Annotated in this window: 19 protein-coding genes; 10 read left to right on the forward strand and 9 right to left on the reverse strand. The window is 60.9% G+C overall.

What is annotated here, in order from left to right:
* Together ACR3YK_RS08530 and ACR3YK_RS08535 are read left to right on the forward strand one after the other, a co-directional pair.
* Entirely contained in the window at positions 1-459 is a 459-nt protein-coding gene (locus ACR3YK_RS08530; RefSeq protein WP_486174469.1) for a GNAT family N-acetyltransferase, read from the forward strand.
* Complete coding sequence (locus ACR3YK_RS08535; RefSeq protein ID WP_486174470.1) at positions 459-1,352, forward strand: HtaA domain-containing protein; 894 nt, start codon at positions 459-461, stop codon at positions 1,350-1,352. The genes ACR3YK_RS08530 and ACR3YK_RS08535 overlap by 1 nt, the downstream gene beginning before the upstream one ends.
* 7 nt (positions 1,353-1,359) lie before the next feature.
* Here the strand turns inward: ACR3YK_RS08535 and ACR3YK_RS08540 are convergent, their stop codons facing one another.
* Positions 1,360-2,466 (reverse strand): heme/hemin ABC transporter substrate-binding protein, encoded by a 1,107-nt coding sequence (locus ACR3YK_RS08540; protein WP_486174471.1) that lies wholly within the window; start codon positions 2,464-2,466, stop codon positions 1,360-1,362.
* Between the two features lie 134 nt (positions 2,467-2,600).
* Here ACR3YK_RS08540 and ACR3YK_RS08545 point away from each other — a divergent pair, with 134 nt between their 5' ends.
* From ACR3YK_RS08545 to groL, 3 genes are all read left to right on the forward strand, one after another.
* Entirely contained in the window at positions 2,601-2,894 is a 294-nt protein-coding gene (locus ACR3YK_RS08545; RefSeq protein ID WP_486174472.1) for a DUF3263 domain-containing protein, read from the forward strand.
* 3 nt (positions 2,895-2,897) lie between these two features.
* A complete protein-coding gene (locus tag ACR3YK_RS08550) occupies positions 2,898-3,494 on the forward strand; it encodes a LytR C-terminal domain-containing protein (protein WP_486174473.1) in 597 nt (198 codons plus the stop codon).
* A 299-nt stretch (positions 3,495-3,793) separates the two neighbouring features.
* Positions 3,794-5,425: a chaperonin GroEL gene (groL, locus tag ACR3YK_RS08555; protein ID WP_486174474.1), complete on the forward strand. Its 1,632-nt coding sequence runs from the start codon at positions 3,794-3,796 to the stop codon at positions 5,423-5,425.
* Positions 5,426-5,588: 163 nt separating this feature from the next.
* Here groL and ACR3YK_RS08560 read toward each other — a convergent pair whose 3' ends face one another.
* The 3 genes from ACR3YK_RS08560 to ACR3YK_RS08570 all read right to left on the reverse strand — a co-directional run bounded on the left by ACR3YK_RS08560 (position 5,589) and on the right by ACR3YK_RS08570 (position 8,424).
* On the reverse strand, positions 5,589-5,879 hold the full coding sequence (locus ACR3YK_RS08560; RefSeq protein ID WP_100388382.1) for a WXG100 family type VII secretion target: 291 nt from the start codon (positions 5,877-5,879) through the stop codon (positions 5,589-5,591).
* Between the two features lie 39 nt (positions 5,880-5,918).
* Positions 5,919-7,640, reverse strand: a complete 1,722-nt coding sequence (locus tag ACR3YK_RS08565) for a sensor histidine kinase (protein ID WP_486174475.1) — start codon at positions 7,638-7,640, stop codon at positions 5,919-5,921.
* Between the two features lie 91 nt (positions 7,641-7,731).
* Positions 7,732-8,424, reverse strand: coding sequence for a response regulator transcription factor (locus ACR3YK_RS08570; RefSeq protein ID WP_100388384.1), 693 nt, complete (start codon positions 8,422-8,424; stop codon positions 7,732-7,734).
* 141 nt (positions 8,425-8,565) lie between these two features.
* Here ACR3YK_RS08570 and ACR3YK_RS08575 point away from each other — a divergent pair, with 141 nt between their 5' ends.
* Positions 8,566-8,829, forward strand: coding sequence for a hypothetical protein (locus tag ACR3YK_RS08575; protein ID WP_100388385.1), 264 nt, complete (start codon positions 8,566-8,568; stop codon positions 8,827-8,829).
* A gap of 32 nt (positions 8,830-8,861) precedes the next feature.
* Here ACR3YK_RS08575 and ACR3YK_RS08580 read toward each other — a convergent pair whose 3' ends face one another.
* Genes ACR3YK_RS08580 through ACR3YK_RS08590 form a run of 3 tightly spaced genes read right to left on the reverse strand, consistent with a single transcriptional unit; the run spans position 8,862 to position 12,645 of the window.
* Positions 8,862-10,511, reverse strand: a complete 1,650-nt coding sequence (locus tag ACR3YK_RS08580) for a DNA repair helicase XPB (protein WP_486174476.1) — start codon at positions 10,509-10,511, stop codon at positions 8,862-8,864.
* A gap of 24 nt (positions 10,512-10,535) precedes the next feature.
* Positions 10,536-12,392, reverse strand: a complete 1,857-nt coding sequence (locus ACR3YK_RS08585) for a helicase-associated domain-containing protein (protein ID WP_486174477.1) — start codon at positions 12,390-12,392, stop codon at positions 10,536-10,538.
* A complete protein-coding gene (locus ACR3YK_RS08590) occupies positions 12,379-12,645 on the reverse strand; it encodes a hypothetical protein (protein WP_486174478.1) in 267 nt (88 codons plus the stop codon). The genes ACR3YK_RS08585 and ACR3YK_RS08590 overlap by 14 nt, the downstream gene beginning before the upstream one ends.
* A gap of 64 nt (positions 12,646-12,709) precedes the next feature.
* Here ACR3YK_RS08590 and ACR3YK_RS08595 point away from each other — a divergent pair, with 64 nt between their 5' ends.
* Positions 12,710-13,093 (forward strand): cold-shock protein, encoded by a 384-nt coding sequence (locus tag ACR3YK_RS08595; protein ID WP_486174479.1) that lies wholly within the window; start codon positions 12,710-12,712, stop codon positions 13,091-13,093.
* Positions 13,086-13,673 (forward strand): DUF3027 domain-containing protein, encoded by a 588-nt coding sequence (locus ACR3YK_RS08600; protein WP_486174480.1) that lies wholly within the window; start codon positions 13,086-13,088, stop codon positions 13,671-13,673. The genes ACR3YK_RS08595 and ACR3YK_RS08600 overlap by 8 nt, the downstream gene beginning before the upstream one ends.
* Here the strand turns inward: ACR3YK_RS08600 and ACR3YK_RS08605 are convergent.
* Positions 13,670-13,915 carry a DUF2530 domain-containing protein gene (locus ACR3YK_RS08605; protein WP_486174481.1) on the reverse strand — a complete coding sequence of 82 codons (246 nt, stop codon included), beginning with the start codon at positions 13,913-13,915 and terminating at the stop codon, positions 13,670-13,672. The genes ACR3YK_RS08600 and ACR3YK_RS08605 overlap by 4 nt on opposite strands.
* A gap of 9 nt (positions 13,916-13,924) precedes the next feature.
* Positions 13,925-15,037, reverse strand: a complete 1,113-nt coding sequence (gene serC / locus ACR3YK_RS08610; RefSeq protein WP_486174482.1) for a phosphoserine transaminase — start codon at positions 15,035-15,037, stop codon at positions 13,925-13,927.
* A 40-nt stretch (positions 15,038-15,077) separates the two neighbouring features.
* Here serC and ACR3YK_RS08615 point away from each other — a divergent pair, with 40 nt between their 5' ends.
* Together ACR3YK_RS08615 and ACR3YK_RS08620 are read left to right on the forward strand one after the other, a co-directional pair.
* Positions 15,078-15,779, forward strand: a complete 702-nt coding sequence (locus tag ACR3YK_RS08615) for an iron-dependent transcriptional repressor DtxR (RefSeq protein WP_486174483.1) — start codon at positions 15,078-15,080, stop codon at positions 15,777-15,779.
* Between the two features lie 335 nt (positions 15,780-16,114).
* On the forward strand, positions 16,115-16,612 hold the full coding sequence (locus ACR3YK_RS08620) for an HNH endonuclease (RefSeq protein WP_486174484.1): 498 nt from the start codon (positions 16,115-16,117) through the stop codon (positions 16,610-16,612).
* Positions 16,613-16,632: the final 20 nt, after the last annotated feature.

Consider the following 16,632-nt stretch of genomic DNA (forward strand, 5'->3'; position numbering starts at 1 on the left):
GTGCCTAATGATTCCGTGATCGCCAAGTCTTGGGGCGAATTAACAACAACCGAGCTCTACTCGATCATGAAACTGCGCACCGACGTGTTTTTTGTTGAGCAAAAAGTCGACGAGACCGAACTTGACGACCGCGACCAAGAAGACACCACACGGCATTACTGGATTGCTGATGACCTCGGAGTCGCCGCCTACATCCGCGTTCTGCACAACGAAACCGCCGAGTACCGTGATGGCCACTGCGTCATCGGCAGGGTCGTCGTTCGCGAAGATCGCCGGGGCGAAGGTCTCGCGCAGACCATCATGAAACGTATCGTCAACGATTACAGCGATCAGGCGATGTTGCTCCACGCGCAGGAATACATCGTGCCGTTATATGCCAAGTTCGGTTTCGAAGCCTTCGGTGAGCTCTACGAAGAAGCCACCATCATGCACCAATCGATGTACCGCCCTGTGCAGTAATGCGTGGCCTCAACGTCTGCGTGCTCGGCCCCGCCGCGCTCATCATCACAGCGGTCGCCATTGCGCTCACTCCGATAACAAGCAACGCCGCGGTTCCGGATGCCCCGGGCACGGGCCTCCTGCACGCGGACGCTGCCCCCGCGAGCCTTACCGTCGCTGCCGACTCCGACGTCTGCGACGTGACGGATGCCGCGATCACGTGGGGCGTCAAAGAGTCGCTCCGGTCGTACATCAGCGGCACGATCGCCAATGGCGAATGGGCGGTGAGTGACGGCGCCACCTACGACACCCCCAACTTCGGTTGGACGGCAGGTTCCGGCCAGCTCGACGCGGGAGAAGGCACCATCGCGTTCGACGGAACGCTGCGCTTCATGGGGCACGACGGCATTCTCGACACCACCCTCAGCGGCCTCGAGATTGTTTTCGACGCCAGCACGACAGCAACCCTCGTCTTCGACGTGACGGGAACCACTCAAGAAGGTGTACCCGTGGATGCCCAGAACGTCGATTTTGCCACTATTGATGTCTCCGGTATCACTGTCGAAGACGGCACCGCGCTGCTCGCAAACGCCCCCGTCACCCTCACCGAAGCCGGGTCGGAAGCATTTGGAACGTACCCGCCCGATTCTCAATTTGACCCCATCATGGTGAGTTTCAGTGTGACGCCCGAGTGCATGCCCGAACCTCGCCTGCGCGACCCCGTTCTGGCCCGCAACCTCGTTGTGATGGCCTCGGTCATCGCGCTCGTCTGGGGAATCGGAGTCGTGTTCTACGTCAGTCGACGTCGCGGAACCGCACGCGCACGGGGCGCTAAGGCTGGCAACGTCGCAGACTCGCCCGACAGCTCAATGAAGCCTGACAGCTCAACGAAGCCCGACAGCAGCGACAGCTAGGCGAGGCCTATGAACCCGAGGTTGGCGCGTAGATCGCACGCGCGAGCGCATCCAACACCGCTACGGTGCGGGGACCGAAGCTCAAAATTTCGCCGTCATCCATCTCGACAAAGCGCTGATTGATGCCGGCTTCGGTGAGAGCCACCGCGGGACGAGCTTCGAGCAAGCCGCTCACACCGCCGACACTATCGAGACCGCCGGTCATCACCAGAATGAGGTCGGGGTTCGCCGCGACCATGGCCTCGTCCGTCATGGGCCGCATTCCTTCGAGGCCAATCTCGGCCGCGACATCCACGCCACCCAGCGCGTTGATCAGCACATCAGAGCCCGACTCTTGCCCGAAGAGGTAGTACACGCCCGAGGTTCCTCGCACGTAGAGGAACATCATGCGCAAGCGATCACCGGCAGGAACAATCTCGGCGATCTCGGCGACCTTCGCCTCGATCTCCGCACTCAACTGCGCGCCCAACTCGTCGCCGGCGGCGGGGGTGCCGAGCGCGGCCGCGGTTTGGCGAGCAAGGTCAGCGACACCCTCGACTGACGGGTCGGTCTCCACAAAAACCACCGGGATTCCCGCATCACGCAACTGCACAACCACATCAATGGGGCCAATCGAGCCATCGGTCAGAACCAGATCAGGCCGCAGCGCCAGAATCGCCTCACTGTTCACCGTGTGCGCATTCGACGTGATCACTGGCAACTCGGATGCCTCATCAAACGTCGTCGAAATATCCCGCGCCACGAGCGAATCGACCAGGCCAAGCCCCGCGATCGTTGCCGCGATCGACCCCGAGATATCCATCGCGATAACGCGATCCGTCGACGACACCGTGACAGGAACATCGCCACTTAAATCGTGCGACGTGACCGTCACCGGCAACGACTGCGGGGGAGCGGTCTGCGGAGCAGAAATGCCGGATGTCGGCAGAGCAGCCTGCACCAAACCGCTGTAGTCCTTCGCGTCGCCCAACACCGACAACGCAGCAAGAGGAGAGGTCAGATCGGCGGTAACCGTGACCGCCGGAGCCTCCGCAATCGACGATGACGAACATCCACTGGCCCCCAAAGCGACGACAGACGACACCACAACAGCAGTGAAGAATCGGATGCGCATAGAAACCAATCGGAAAAAACGGGTACTAAGGCAATCCTAACCTCGACCAGCCCAAAATGGGCTCTCAAGCCGCGTCGCTCGGCGAAGCCGCACGACCCACGCCCTAGGCTTACCTGCACAGGGGAGGTTCAGCCGTGTCAGAAAACGAAAACGCATCGCACCCCGCCACAGGTCTATCCGAACGAGACAAGACCATCCTCGACTTTGAGCGCGAATGGACCCGCCACATCGGCCCCAAAGAAGAGGCCATCAGCTCCCAGTTTCGAGTCTCCAGTGCACGCTATTATCAAATGCTCAACGCAGTGATCGATAGCCCCGCGGCCGTACGATACGACCCCATGCTGGTCTCACGGCTGCGTCGCACTCGTGACAACCGCACCCGACGCGTGCGAACCACCACCTTCCACGACGAAGAATTGACAGACTAAGCAATGGCGAGTTACCCCAAGGACCGATTCGACGAACTCCCCGATGACATCGAACGCATCGGCGCCCACCGCGGCCCCAAGCGCCGCGGACGTGGCTGGATCGGCTTTGCCTGGGCCCTACTCGCCACCGGAATACTCGTCTTTGGCGGACTCTTCGCCCTCAGCCACTACCTCGATGACGACTTAGGAATCCCCTTCTTCGCCACACCAGAAGAACCCGCCGTGAACCCTGAACCCGCCGAAACCATCGCCCCGGTCACTGACCCCTCAACTCTCGACCCCGCACGCGGCATCACGATCGACGTCCTCAACGGCACCCCCGAAAGTGGACTGCAAACCACCATCCTCGACGACCTCACCGCAGCAGGGTGGCCAACCGGCAGCGCCGCCCCAGCGGCAACCCGCGACATCGAAGACACCTTCATCTACTACAGCAACGAAGCCGACGAAGACGTCGCCGCCGGCCTCGTCATCGCCCTCGGCCACGGCGAAATTCGCCTCGTCGATGCCGACATCTACCCCGGTGCCGAGATCACCATCGTCGTGGGAACCGACTACCTCTCACCCGCAACCGAAGCCACAGAAGAACCCACAGAGTAAAACGCAACTCGGCACACCCAGCACCACAGCAGCATGCGCCAACCAGCGCACACCATCCCCAAGCAAACACCGCCAAAGCAGTCCCCAGCACCCGGCGCGCCCGCCCCCAAACCACGCGCCGCGTCGTCTTGCACTCGCCCCTATCGAGTGCGCTGGGCTGTCTTGCACTCGCCCCTATCGAGTGCGCTGGGCTGTCTTGCACTCGCCCCTATCGAGTGCTAATTTTGACCTTGGCACTCGCACAGTTCGAGTGCCAACTAATTCGCTTGTACGACGTCCGGGAGGGACGAGAAACACACATGGCAAAGATCATTGCTTTCAACGAAGAGGCCCGTCGTGGCCTCGAGCGCGGCCTGAACACTCTCGCCGACGCCGTAAAGGTCACCCTCGGCCCGCGTGGCCGCAACGTGGTTCTTGAAAAGAAGTGGGGCGCTCCCACGATCACGAACGACGGTGTATCCATCGCCAAAGAGATCGAACTCGACGACCCTTACGAGAAGATCGGTGCAGAACTCGTTAAAGAGGTAGCGAAGAAGACGGACGACGTCGCCGGAGACGGTACGACCACCTCCGTTGTTCTCGCTCAGGCTCTCGTTCGCGAAGGCCTTCGCAACGTCGCCGCCGGGGCAGATCCCATCAGCCTCAAGCGCGGTATCGAGAAGGCGACCAACTCGGTTATCGAGGCACTGATTTCGAGCTCCAAGGAAATCGAAACCAAGGAAGAGATCGCGGCTACCGCATCCATCTCTGCCGGTGACCCCGAGATCGGCGCACTGATCGCCGAAGCTATCGACAAGGTCGGCAAGGAAGGTGTTGTCACCGTCGAGGAGTCGAACACGTTCGGCACCGAGTTGGAGCTCACCGAAGGAATGCGCTTCGACAAGGGCTTCCTTTCGGCCTACTTTGTGACCGACCAGGAACGCCAAGAAGCGGTCTTCGAAGACCCCTACGTTCTGATCGTCAACGGCAAGATCTCCAACATCAAGGACCTTCTGCCCATCGTCGACAAGGTAATCCAGAGCGGCAAGCAGCTCCTCATCATTGCCGAAGACGTTGACGGCGAAGCCCTCGCCACCCTCGTTGTGAACAAGATCCGTGGCATCTTCAAGTCGGTGGCAGTCAAGGCTCCTGGCTTCGGAGACCGTCGCAAGGCTCAGCTCGCTGACATTGCGATTCTCACCGGTGGACAGGTTATCTCTGAAGAGGTCGGCCTCAAACTCGAGAACGCTACCCTCGAACTCCTTGGTCGCGCCCGCAAGGTCGTCATCACCAAGGACGAGACCACGATCATCGAAGGTGCTGGTGACGAAGAGGCGATCGCCGGTCGCGTCAAGCAGATCCGTGCCGAGATCGACAACACCGACAGCGACTACGACCGCGAAAAGCTCCAGGAGCGCCTCGCGAAGCTCGCCGGCGGAGTTGCCGTCATCAAGGCTGGAGCGGCAACAGAAGTTGAGCTCAAGGAGCGCAAGCACCGCATCGAGGACGCCGTTCGCAACGCTAAGGCTGCTGTTGAAGAAGGCATCGTCGCCGGTGGTGGCGTGGCGTTGATTCAGGCAGGCAAGATCGCATTTGAAGGTCAGGCAATGGCTGACCTCGTCGGTGACGAAGCAACCGGAGCGAACATCGTTCGCGTTGCGATCGACGCACCGCTCAAGCAGATTGCGCTCAACGCCGGTCTCGAACCGGGTGTTGTAGCTGACAAGGTGCGCAACCTCACCGTTGGTCACGGCCTCAACGCAGCTACCGGCGAATACGTCGACATGCTCGCTGCGGGAATCAACGACCCGGTCAAGGTAACCCGCTCGGCGCTGCTCAACGCATCGTCGATCGCAGGTCTGTTCCTCACGACCGAAGCTGTTGTTGCTGACAAGCCTGAGAAGAACGCTCCGGCTCCGATGGGTGACCCCTCGGGCGGAATGGACTTCTAAGTCACACCGCTGCACACAACTGCAGAGCACACAACAGAATGGGCGTCTCCCTCGGGAGGCGCCCATTCTGGCGTTAATGCGGCAACCGATGGTGCAGTCGTTCGCTCTCGTCGGCGCAAAATTGACCGCTCGGCGAGAAACAAGCAGCACCGTGAGTTGCGGTTTAGCGGGAGAAGAGACGGGCGTTGGCTGCCTCAATTTCTGCGTACTGCTGACCGGCCTGGCTGAGCGCCGTATTGATCGCAGCGAGGTTCTCTTCAACCCGCTGCTGGGTAGCCTTCCAGTCGGTCACGACCGTGGAGAACGCAGTGGCGGCTTGGCCTGTCCACGACCCCTGAAGGTTCGTGAGTTGACCATGAAGGCCAGCTACTTCGGCTTGAATGCGGCTGATGGAGTTTTGAACCGCTCCAGTGGCGCTGAGAACGGCTTCACTATCTACTTGGTATCGAGTCATAACTCGACGGTAGGTTCTGGCGAGCGCCCCGCCCGGGTGCTACGTGGCTTCGGTGGCTTCTGCCGCGGCCGGCTCGCTGGGGAGGAGGGGAAGTTCAACCCGGAAGGTTGCGCCGCCGCCGGGTGTCTCAAGAGCCTGCACGGTGCCCTTGTGGGCGCTGACGATGGCCGACACGATAGCGAGCCCCAGTCCACTGCCGCCAGTATCGCGGTTGCGTGAGCTGTCGGCACGCCAGAAGCGCTCGAAAACCTTGCTGCGAATCTGCTCCGGGATACCTTCGCCGTGGTCGATCACCGAGAGCACAGCCATTTGACGCTCATGGTCCACGCCAACGCCAATTTCCACAGGCGTGTCGGTAGTGAAGCGAAGTGCGTTCGTCACGAGGTTGGTGAGCACCTGGCGAATCTTGTTTTCCTCGGCCATGACGACGGCGTTGAGGTCTTTTGGCACGGGAGCGATCGCTTGCGTGATGCGAGCGGCGGCCTTGGCGACGGCAGCAGACTTCTTGCGCGACGCCAGTCGTGAGAGGCGAGCTCCGGCAGCGGCGATGGGGCCAGTGGCGAGAGCGGCGACGCCACGCGACGGCGTGCTGGGGGCCGGATCTGAGCTCTCGGGGAGCGTGATGACCTTAGTGTCGGTGTCTTCATCGTCGTTCAGGTGTGGCTTGACCACAGCATCCGAGTCGATACGGGGGTTCGTGTTGATGACCGTGACGACGCGACCAGTGGAGGCCCGAGCATCCATCGCGGCATCGTTAGCGAGGGGCAGAAGATCAACCTCGGTCAACTGCAGAGGCTTAGTTTCGTCAATGCGAGCCAGCTCGAGGAGGTCTTCAACCAAACCACCCATGCGGATGGCTTCCTTCTCGATGCGTTCCATGGCCTGAGCGACGTCATCAGACTTCGTGATCGCGCCCATGCGGTAGAGCTCGGCGTAACCGCGCACGGTCACAAGAGGAGTGCGCAGTTCGTGGCTCGCGTCACCGACAAAGCGGCGCATCTGGTCGATGGTGCGGGCACGATCGGCAAAAGCTCGATCGATTCGACCCAGCATGGAGTTGAGGGAGCGGTTGAGGCGCCCCACTTCGGTGTTGGGCGTTGCCACAGAAAGTCGTTGGTCGAAGTCACCCTCGGCGAATCGTGCCGCGGTGGCTTCCACCTCGCGCAGCGGCGCAAAGGTCGATGTGACCAGGAGTCGGGTCAGCGCACCGCCGACAATGACCACGGTCAAGCCGAAGAACAGGAAGATGGCGGCGTAGCGGGCAACGATCGCGTTGGAATCGCCGAGGTCGCGCGCGATCACGATCGTAACGAAGTCAGGGCCGATCGTGCTGATCGCGGGGTACGCAATGACGCGCCACTGGCCTCCGATAGCCGTGCTGGGCAACGTGAACTCGCTGGTTTGGGAGCTCGCGACAGCAATCGTGATGCCGTCAAGCACGGGGCGTGCGGCATCCTCTTCACGGCTGTTGCAGCGCATGCTGCCATCGTGGTTGAGAACGGCGAAGTACAGGTCGTTGGGCAGTCGAGAAACACTGCACTGCGGGTCTTTCGTGGTGCCCGTGTACTGGATGCGGCCGTCGAGATCGTCGGCGGCAGCGCTAATCTTCTCGTCAGTTTGCTGCAGCAGGTAGTCCCGCAGCACGGCAGCGGTGCCCACGCCGGCGACGAGGAGCCCCATGGTCAGCAGAAGCACCGTGACTCCGGTGACCTTCGTGCGAAGCGAGATGCGGCTCCACGCGTCGGGGATGTTCTCCTGCATGATCTGAACGGTACCTTGCGTGGCTGGGAATCGGGAACAAAGATGGCCAGCCCGACGCCCTAGATGGTGTCGAGCTGGCCATCAGAGGTGCTTACGGCTTAGCGGCCTTCAACATGTAGCCGAAGCCACGCTTGGTCTGGATGATCGGCTCTTCGGTGTGCTGATCCAGCTTGCGGCGCAGGTAGGAGATGTAGCTCTCGACGATGCCGGCGTCGCCGTTGAAGTCGTATTCCCAGACGTGGTCGAGGATCTGAGCCTTCGAGAGCACGCGGTTGGGGTTGAGCATGAGGTAACGCAGCAGCTTGAACTCGGTGGGGCTGAGCTCGATCTGTTCGCTGCCGATCGACACTTCGTGAGTGTCCTGGTCCATGGTGAGGTCGCCGGCGCGGATGATCGTCTCTTCGTCATCCTGCATCGTGCGGCGCAGAATCGCCTTGATGCGCGCCACGATCTCGTCGAGGCTAAAGGGCTTGGTGACGTAGTCATCGCCGCCGACGGTGAGACCCATGATCTTGTCTTCGGTGTCGTCCTTAGCCGTCAAGAACAGAATGGGAGAGGTGTAGCCCGAAGCGCGAAGGCGCTTGGTCACCCCGAAACCGTTCATGTCGGGCAACATCACGTCGAGGATGATCAGGTCGGGTTCTTCTTCAAGAACTGCCGAGATGGTCTGTGCCCCGCTTCCTACCGCACGCACTGCGAAACCTGCGAAGCGCAGGCTCGTGGTGAGAAGGTCGCGAATGTTGGGTTCGTCGTCAACAATCAGAATCTTGGGTCCGTCAGCCATGAACCAAGTATCTGCATGTTTCCTGAACGCTGGCTGATAAGCGTAGGCGTGTCGGCGAGTTGTTCACCTATTCGTTCATTGAGTTTTTATTAATTTTAGACGTAGGGTGGATGAACCGAGATCAGGAACAGGGGACTACTGATGAAACGACTTTTCTTCGGAGCGCTGAGTGCTTTCGGCCTAGGAGCGCTCGGGTTTGGCGCGATGGCGCTGCTCGGTACGCTTTCCCGCACCTACGACGTTCCCTGGCTCAATGGCGACGGCCTGACTCCAATGTGGCCGATGACGGTCGGCTTCAGCTCGATGTGGCTGATGGCGCTGAGTCTTGCGGTACTCATTCTGGTCTCTGTGATCGGTCTTATTCGCGACGTGATCATCAAGCGACGCACCCGAATTCAGGCGTAGAGCCGGGCGCGCGGCGAGGATTCGGCTCGCTGCTAGGCGGTCAGATCTGCGGCATCCAGAATCGTGTAGCTGTAGCCCTGCTCGGCCAAGAACCGTTGACGGTTCTGCGCGAAGTCCTGGTCGACGGTGTCGCGCGCGACAAGGGTGTAGAAGTTGGCGGGCAAGCCGCTTTCTTTGGGGCGCAGCAGACGACCGAGGCGCTGAGCTTCTTCTTGGCGGGAACCGAACGAGCCGCTGACTTGGATGGCAACGGTCGCCTCGGGCAGGTCGATGGAGAAGTTGGCGACCTTGGAGACCACCAACACGTTCGTGATGCCTTCGCGGAATTCTTGATACAGGCGTTCGCGCTCGGCGACGGGCGTGGAACCGGTGAGTTGAGGTGCGTTCAACTGGGTAGCGAGGGTATCGATCTGGTCGAGGTATTGGCCGATCACGAGAATACGTTCGCCCTCGTGTTTTTTCGCGAGCGCGCGCACCACCTCGATTTTGGCTGGCGCGGCAGCCGCAAGACGGAACCGCTCATCGTCAGCCGAAGCTGCGTATTCAAGCCGGTCGCTTTCGGGTAGGTCGACGCGAACTTCGTAGCAGCTCGCGGGGGAGATGAAGCCTTGAGCCTCAATTTCTTTCCACGGCGCATCGAAGCGCTTCGGGCCAATCAGGGAGAACACGTCGCCCTCGCGGCCGTCTTCGCGCACGAGAGTCGCGGTCAAGCCGAGGCGGCGACGCGCTTGCAAGTCGGCGGTGAGCTTGAAGACAGGGGCAGGCAGCAAGTGAACCTCGTCATACACAACAAGACCCCAGTCGAGAGCATCCAACAAAGCGAGGTGAGCGTATTCGCCCTTTCGCTTGGCCGTCAGAATTTGGTAGGTCGCAATCGTGACCGGCAAGATCTCCTTGGTCTGCCCCGAATACTCACCGACCTCTTCTTCAGTGAGGGTGGTGCGCTTCAGGATCTCGGCACGCCACTGGCGAGCCGAGACCGTATTCGTGACCAAAATCAGCGTCGTGGTCTTGCTTTGCGCCATAGCGCCCAGACCCACAAGGGTCTTTCCGGCACCGCAGGGCAAAACGACTACGCCAGAACCGTGCTCGAAAAAGTTGTCGATGGCGTGCTGCTGGTATTCGCGCAAGCCCCAGCCCGCGGCATCCAGAGCAATCTCATGGGGCGTGCCGGGGGTGTAACCGGCGTTGTCCTCAGCGGGCCAGCCGAGCTTGAGCAGCTCTTGCTTCAACTGGCCACGGGCCCACGCCTGCACAACGAAAGTGTGATCGCCGCGGCGTTCAAACAACAGGCTCGCGACCTTCTTGGCGCGCGTAATCTCCCGCAGCACGGCTGGATCGGTGGCAGTAAGCGTGAGGGCACCATCGTCGTCGCGGTCGATGACGAGGCGACCATAGCGGCCAACCGTCTCGGCGATGTCGACGCTAACGCTCTGCGGAATCGGAAACTTTGAGTACTTTTCGAGCGTCTCCACCATCGCCGGAGCATCGTGGCCAGCCGCGCGCGCATTCCACAGTCCCAGGCGCGTGATGCGGTAGGTGTGAATGTGCTCGGGGGCACGCTCGAGCTCAGCGAACACCGCCAAGTCGTGGCGAGCGTCTTCCGCCAAAGGATGGGCGACCTCCAGCAGAACCGTGCGGTCAGACTGCACGATCAGGGGTCCGTCGGGTGCTGCGTTCATCCGACCCACCTTACGCGCGGTTGCTTAGCGTTCGGTGGTCGCCTCCACCGAAACGATGCTCGTGAGCGGCAGCGTTCGCTCGATATCGGCTGCACGGTCGAGCCCGCGCATCCGGCCAGCAGCAACACTCGACGGTTCGAGCGTGTACTCGACCTCGCGGTCATCCGGCATCCTGACGGTCACTCGCAGCAATAGCTTGTTGCGGATGGCAACCTCAATTTGCCGCGATAGCCAGGCTTGGTCTTCGTCGCCGGTTGCCCCGCCCTGACCGTTGCGCAGCTTCGCGAGCAACTTTTCTGGGGCGGAGTCGTGTTCCTCCTCGCGCGTCGCAATACTCACTTGATCGCGGCGCAGCGACAGAAGCTTCCCGTCAGCGTCTTCGGCCGCCACAGGGTAGCGGGCGTCGCTGAGGGCCCAAAATAGTTGCTCGACGCTGAATCGCGTGACGAGTTGGTCGCCCTCTTCGCGCAACCCGAAGGGGCCGAAACTGGGATCAACGGCGATCGACTGCAGCATCACAGGGTCGGGCGATGACACATAACTGCCGCTGGTACCCTGCGCGCCAACGCGCACAAGGCCGTGGCGAGCCTCGGCTTCGCTGAGCAGATACTCCACCGGCTGGGGAACGCCCGTGAGCGAAATCTCGGCCAAGAAGCTGCGCATACCCTCAAGCGTTTCGCCGAGCGTCATCGCGTGGTGCAGGCTCGAGCGGGAGATGCGATACGTGGATGCCAGAGCGCGCGTTTCCACATCGGCGATCACGCGCAGCCGAGCATCCAATTGTGGGGTCAACGGGCCGGGAGAAATCACGGTGAGGTCGGGTTGAACGTAGACCTGATGAACTTCGCGCGGAAAGAGTTCGGCCATCACGGCTGCAGCGTCGTCTGGCGTGCGAGTGAGTAAAGCGATGCCTGCACTGCTTGGCAGTTGCTCGGCCGTTACGCCCAGAAGGCGAGCATCTCGGGCGTAGCGGCGAAGCCGTTCGAGCATCGCGTCCACTCCGGCGGGGAACAACCAGCGCACATAGTCTTCGACTCCGCTGCCCCAGAAGCTCTGCACGCGGTCCGCGAGGATCGTGCGGATGTTGTCGGGCACGCCCTGATGCCAAGCCTCGGCGAGGTTCACCCAGCGTTCGGCTGCGCCGCGCGACATCCACGCGTCGGCGTCGGCGGTGGGCATCCATTGCGCATTCGTGGTGGCGATCAAGCCAGCACGTTCGGCAATGTCAACCAAGCCCGCAATTTTTTCAAGCGGAACTGCCATCGCGGCCGCAAGACGTTTGGAATCGGGCAAGGAGATACCACCACGAGCCAGATCGCGCACCGGGTTCGCTTGGAGCTGAGTTATGAGCTCGGTGATTTCGTTCGTCGTTGAAAAAGCGTTCTCAGCGGCAATGCGGTCGATGCTGTCGCGCTGGGACGGTTCCACCGAGGTCAGCGTTGATGGCGCGGGGGTCTCCAGTAATTCGCCCGTGGTGGGAAGGCCGTCGAATGGCCACCCAGCAAGATGATCAGTGACGCCATCAGGGGCGCTGTACCGGCCCCCGCGGTGGATAAGAAGCGCGAGGCTCACGAGGCGGTCCAAGCGTCGCTGAACGGCGATCTCATCCGCCCCGAAAGATCCGAGAGCAATCGCAGCCTCAGCGGCGGACAGTGATGTTGTGTCAGCAACAACTGCGAGTGTGGCCAGGGTGGGGCGGTCGAGCTTGCTCAAGGCCCGTTCGACCGACGTGGGCTGCTGCAGAGCATCCGCGAGGTCAAAGAAATCGCTGACAGAGTTCGCACGCACGATGCGCGAACGCAACAATTCAAGAAGGTGGTTGTCGTCTAGTGCGCGCAATTGTGCGGCGAGCAGCAGAGCGGCATCGCTAATTGTGGCCATTCCTGTACTCACGTTGGCGGCGGCGCCCATTCAGTACCACCAGGGTGATGATGAACACCACGCCCAAAGGCAAAGCAATTTGAGGCATAGTTATCACAGTGGGCCAGATACCGTTATCGAATTCGGTTTGGCCCAGTGCAGTAGCTACGACCACGGCAACGAAGCACAGCACAGCGAGTGCGATCGAGAAGGCGACAAGGTAGGCGAGTACACGCTCAATACGAAGGTCGCGTTCAGTTGAGTGATTTGTCACGTAGACAAGGATACGCGCCCGATTACGTTCTAAGCTTGAGTCACGATTACAAAGGAGCATGCCCATGCCTACCGGCAAGGTTAAGTTTTACGACGACGAGAAGGGTTTTGGCTTCATCATGAGTGATGAAGGCCAAGAGGTCTTTTTGCACGCCTCAGCGCTGCCCGCGGGCACTACGGGGGTCAAAGCGGGTACCCGCTTGGAGTTCGGTATTGCGGACGGCAAGAAGGGCGCTCAGGCGCTTTCGGTGCGAGTCATGGATGCTCCTGCAAGCATGACAAAGATCAACCGCAAGCCCGCCGACGACATGGCCGTGATCATTGAAGATCTCGTCAAACTCATGGATGGTATCGGTGCTGGTCTCAAACGAGGTCGCTACCCCGACAAGGCACACGGCGCCAAAATTGCCTCAATGCTGCGAAAGGTAGCGGACGAACTCGATGCCTAACAGCCAGTACGAGAAGCTTGCTCGGGGTGCACTCCTCGAGATCACCACCGAGGCATCGATTGGCGCGCTCGTTGGTGAGCAGGTCGAGAACGACGGCATCGTTTCGGTGCTGTTCGCATCGGCCTTGCCAGGCTACCCGGGCTGGAATTGGACCGTGAGCGTCGCCCACGTCGAAGGCGAAGAGCCGACGGTTCTCGAAGCGGAACTCATGCCGGCCGAAGGCGCACTGTTGTCGCCCGACTGGGTGCCGTGGTCGGAGCGTCTGGCTGAGTATAAAGCTGCCCAAGCGGCCGCCGAGGCCGCGGATGCTGAAAAGGCCGCAGCGGAGGAAGTATCAGACGGCGACGAAGACGACGACCTCGACGACGACGATGATGAGGACGACGACGAGTTCGGGTCCGCCGTGCTGCACGGCGGAGATCTCGACGGTGTCGACATCGACGCATCGGACGACGATGACGACGACCTCGATGACGACGATGACGACGAAGATGACGACATCGATGAGGACGAAGACGACGATGACGACGATGATGATCTCGACGGCGACTCCGACGACGACTCAGACGAAGACGACTAGCGAGACTGCTTTCCGCGCCTCACGTGCGTGTACAGCAGCCCGATAAGACCGAGTATCAATCCGGCAACAGCAGTCCACAACCACCAGAGGTTGCCGGCCTCGTTGAGCGGCTCGATAAAGAGCAGCAACAGGGCGAGGCCGAGCACCCACAATGCCATTCCGACGAGCATCGCCTTGCGGTCGTCGGTCTGCACCGGCTCAGGGTCGGGCCGGCGCTCTGAGTCTTTCAACCAGATACGCACGGTTTCAGATTAGTGGCTGTTCGCGATCACGTAGTCGATCGAGGAGACCAACCTGCGTACGTCATCCGGTTCAATCGCAACGAAAGTGGCGACGCGCAGCTGGTTGCGACCGAGCTTGCGGTACGGCTCGGTGTCGACAACTCCGTTGGCCCGCAACGTCTTAGCGATTGCGGAGGCGTCGATGGCGTCGTCGAAGTCGACCGTGACAACAACCTGCGAGCGGTGCTCCGAGTCGGTGACGAACGGTGTCGCGACGTCGCTGGAGGCAGCCCAGTCGTAGAGCACCGACGACGATTCGCGTGTGCGAGCATCCGCCCAAGCGAGCCCGCCATTGCCGTTGATCCAGTCGATCTGGTTCTCCAGCAGCAGCAGCGTGCTGAGCGCGGGAGTGTTGAGGGTCTGGTTGAGGCGCGAGTTGTCGATCGCATTCTTGAGCGACAGGAACTCGGGAATGTAGCGGCCCGACGCGGCGATGCGCTCGACGCGCTCGATGGCGGCGGGGGAGAAGAGGGCGAACCAGAGGCCACCGTCTGACGCGAAGTTCTTTTGCGGGGCGAAGTAGTAGACGTCGGCCTGGTAGGCGTCGAACTGGATGCCGCCGGCTGCGCTCGTCGCGTCAACAACCGTCAGAACGCTCGAGTCGTCGAAGCGGCGAACCGGAGCCATCACGCCGGTGGAAGTCTCATTGTGTGGGTACGCAAACACGTCGGCACCGTTGATGTCATCGAGTTCAGCGAACGACCCGCCCGGGGCGGAAACCACATGAGGCGATTCGAGGTGAGGTGCTGCGGCCGCTTTCGCGAATTTGGAACCGAACTCTCCGAACGAAAGATGGGCGCTGCGGCGCTCGATCAGGGCGAAAGCTGCGGCATCCCAGAACGCCGTTGAACCGCCATTGCCCATGACAACTTCATAGCCTTCGGGAATCTGGAAAAGCTCACCGAGGCCTGTACGTACGCGGCCTACGAGGTCGCGAACGGGTGCCTGACGGTGCGACGTGCCGAGGATGGTGCGCGAGGCGGACACCGCATGTTCGACCTGTTCGGGGCGCACTTTGGAAGGTCCGCATCCGAATCGTCCGTCGGCGGGAAGGAGGTCGCTGGGAATCGTCAGGCTAGCCATACGTCCGATTCTATTGGCCAGTACGGGCTAGTCTTGTTTCATGACCGATCTCGTTGACACCACCGAGATGTACCTGCGCACGATTCTTGACCTCGAAGAAGAGAATATTGTGCCCCTGCGGGCTCGCATCTCCGAACGTCTCGGCCACTCTGGGCCGACCGTTTCGCAAACTATCGGCCGCATGGAACGTGACGGCCTTGTCGTCGTTGAAGGCGACCGCCACCTCGAATTTACTGAGGAGGGTCGCCGCCGTGCCACGCAAGTGATGCGCAAGCACCGCCTCGCCGAGCGACTGCTCGCTGACGTTATTGGCCTCGACTGGGCGCTCGTTCACGACGAAGCCTGCCGCTGGGAACACGTCATGAGCGAGCAGGTAGAGCGCAAGCTCATAGAAATGCTCGATCACCCCACCGAGTCTCCGTACGGCAACCCGATTCCTGGGCTCGAAGAGTTGGGTGGCACCGCTGCTCCATCATTCAGCGCGGGAATGGTGAACATCGTCGATCTCGTGGCGAACACCTCGGCTCCCGTCGTTGGCCTCATCCGCCGACTGGGCGAGCCCGTGCAGTTCGAACCCGAACTGTTGCAGCAGCTCTATGGCGCTGGTGTGATGCCCGGTAAGTCAGCGACATTCGCTGCCGCTGACTCCTATGTAGCCGTTACCGTCGAAGGTTTCGGAGAAGGTCTCGAACTGCCCAATGAGGTCGCCGTGCACATTTTTGTCGAGAAGCCCACGGCGTAGTTCTCCGAATTCTCTGTTTACCGAGGTGTAACCGTCTCGTCATTCCATTCGGCGCGCCCGCGCGCGGTCTGCCCCAAAAATTGGGTTAGCCTGTAGCCCTTGGAGTTCACGAATGAACCGGAGAATCGCATGTTAGGTAGGTGCAGCATCCAAACCGTGGATGCGCGTGCCCACTTTGACATACGACACAGCAGTACTGTGCGCGGCAGTTTTCGCGCGCTGAATCACTAGGCATCGTCTTACGACGGTGCCTTTTTGTTTTATGCCTCCCATTCGTTGAGCCTCAGGGAAGTCGATTGCCTGCAAGCCGTGCAGGCGCTTTCGAGAGGATGACAATGCGCACTTTGGTCCTGAACGCCGGCTACGAGCCGCTCGCGGTCGTGTCCTTCAAGCGAGCGATTGTGCTCGTAATGAATCAGAAAGCGACGATTGTCGCGGCCGATTCGGAACATCCCGTCTGGGGTTCCACCGGATCGTGGGAGAGACCATCGGTCATCATCCTGCGAAATTACGTGCGTATTCCGTCGACGAGACGGTTGCCGGTTTCTCGCCGTGGAGTTCTCCGTCGCGATGGTCACCGCTGCGGGTATTGCGGTGGTTCCGCGAATACGATCGACCACGTTATGCCGCGTTCGCGCGGGGGCGAGGATTCGTGGGAGAACTTGGTGGCGTGCTGCCTGCGCTGCAACAACATCAAGAGCAACCGCACCCCCGCCGAGATGAAATGGCGACTGCTGATTAAGCCCCGCCCGCCGCACACGAGCGCGTGGATTGTGCGGGGTATCGAAAGGGCGCTCCCCGATTGGGAAGAGTATTTGGCTCCGGCCGCGTAACTGTTATGCTGTTGTGATTA

The organism is Salinibacterium sp. 10G20-15 (assembly GCF_057365065.1).

Bases quoted from the DNA above. Each gene is read 5' to 3' on its own strand.
- ACR3YK_RS08550 (WP_486174473.1), top strand. From the start codon at position 2,898: ATGGCGAGTTACCCCAAGGACCGATTCGACGAACTCCCCGATGACATC.
- ACR3YK_RS08595 (WP_486174479.1), top strand. From the start codon at position 12,710: ATGCCTACCGGCAAGGTTAAGTTTTACGACGACGAGAAGGGTTTTGGC.
- ACR3YK_RS08580 (WP_486174476.1), bottom strand. From the start codon at position 10,511: ATGAACGCAGCACCCGACGGACCCCTGATCGTGCAGTCTGACCGCACG.
- ACR3YK_RS08615 (WP_486174483.1), top strand. From the start codon at position 15,078: ATGACCGATCTCGTTGACACCACCGAGATGTACCTGCGCACGATTCTT.
- ACR3YK_RS08565 (WP_486174475.1), bottom strand. From the start codon at position 7,640: ATGCAGGAGAACATCCCCGACGCGTGGAGCCGCATCTCGCTTCGCACG.
- ACR3YK_RS08620 (WP_486174484.1), top strand. From the start codon at position 16,115: ATGCGCACTTTGGTCCTGAACGCCGGCTACGAGCCGCTCGCGGTCGTG.
- ACR3YK_RS08560 (WP_100388382.1), bottom strand. From the start codon at position 5,879: ATGACTCGATACCAAGTAGATAGTGAAGCCGTTCTCAGCGCCACTGGA.
- groL (WP_486174474.1), top strand. From the start codon at position 3,794: ATGGCAAAGATCATTGCTTTCAACGAAGAGGCCCGTCGTGGCCTCGAG.
- serC (WP_486174482.1), bottom strand. From the start codon at position 15,037: ATGGCTAGCCTGACGATTCCCAGCGACCTCCTTCCCGCCGACGGACGA.
- ACR3YK_RS08540 (WP_486174471.1), bottom strand. From the start codon at position 2,466: ATGCGCATCCGATTCTTCACTGCTGTTGTGGTGTCGTCTGTCGTCGCT.
- ACR3YK_RS08570 (WP_100388384.1), bottom strand. From the start codon at position 8,424: ATGGCTGACGGACCCAAGATTCTGATTGTTGACGACGAACCCAACATT.
- ACR3YK_RS08535 (WP_486174470.1), top strand. From the start codon at position 459: ATGCGTGGCCTCAACGTCTGCGTGCTCGGCCCCGCCGCGCTCATCATC.
- ACR3YK_RS08575 (WP_100388385.1), top strand. From the start codon at position 8,566: ATGAAACGACTTTTCTTCGGAGCGCTGAGTGCTTTCGGCCTAGGAGCG.
- ACR3YK_RS08585 (WP_486174477.1), bottom strand. From the start codon at position 12,392: ATGGCCACAATTAGCGATGCCGCTCTGCTGCTCGCCGCACAATTGCGC.
- ACR3YK_RS08600 (WP_486174480.1), top strand. From the start codon at position 13,086: ATGCCTAACAGCCAGTACGAGAAGCTTGCTCGGGGTGCACTCCTCGAG.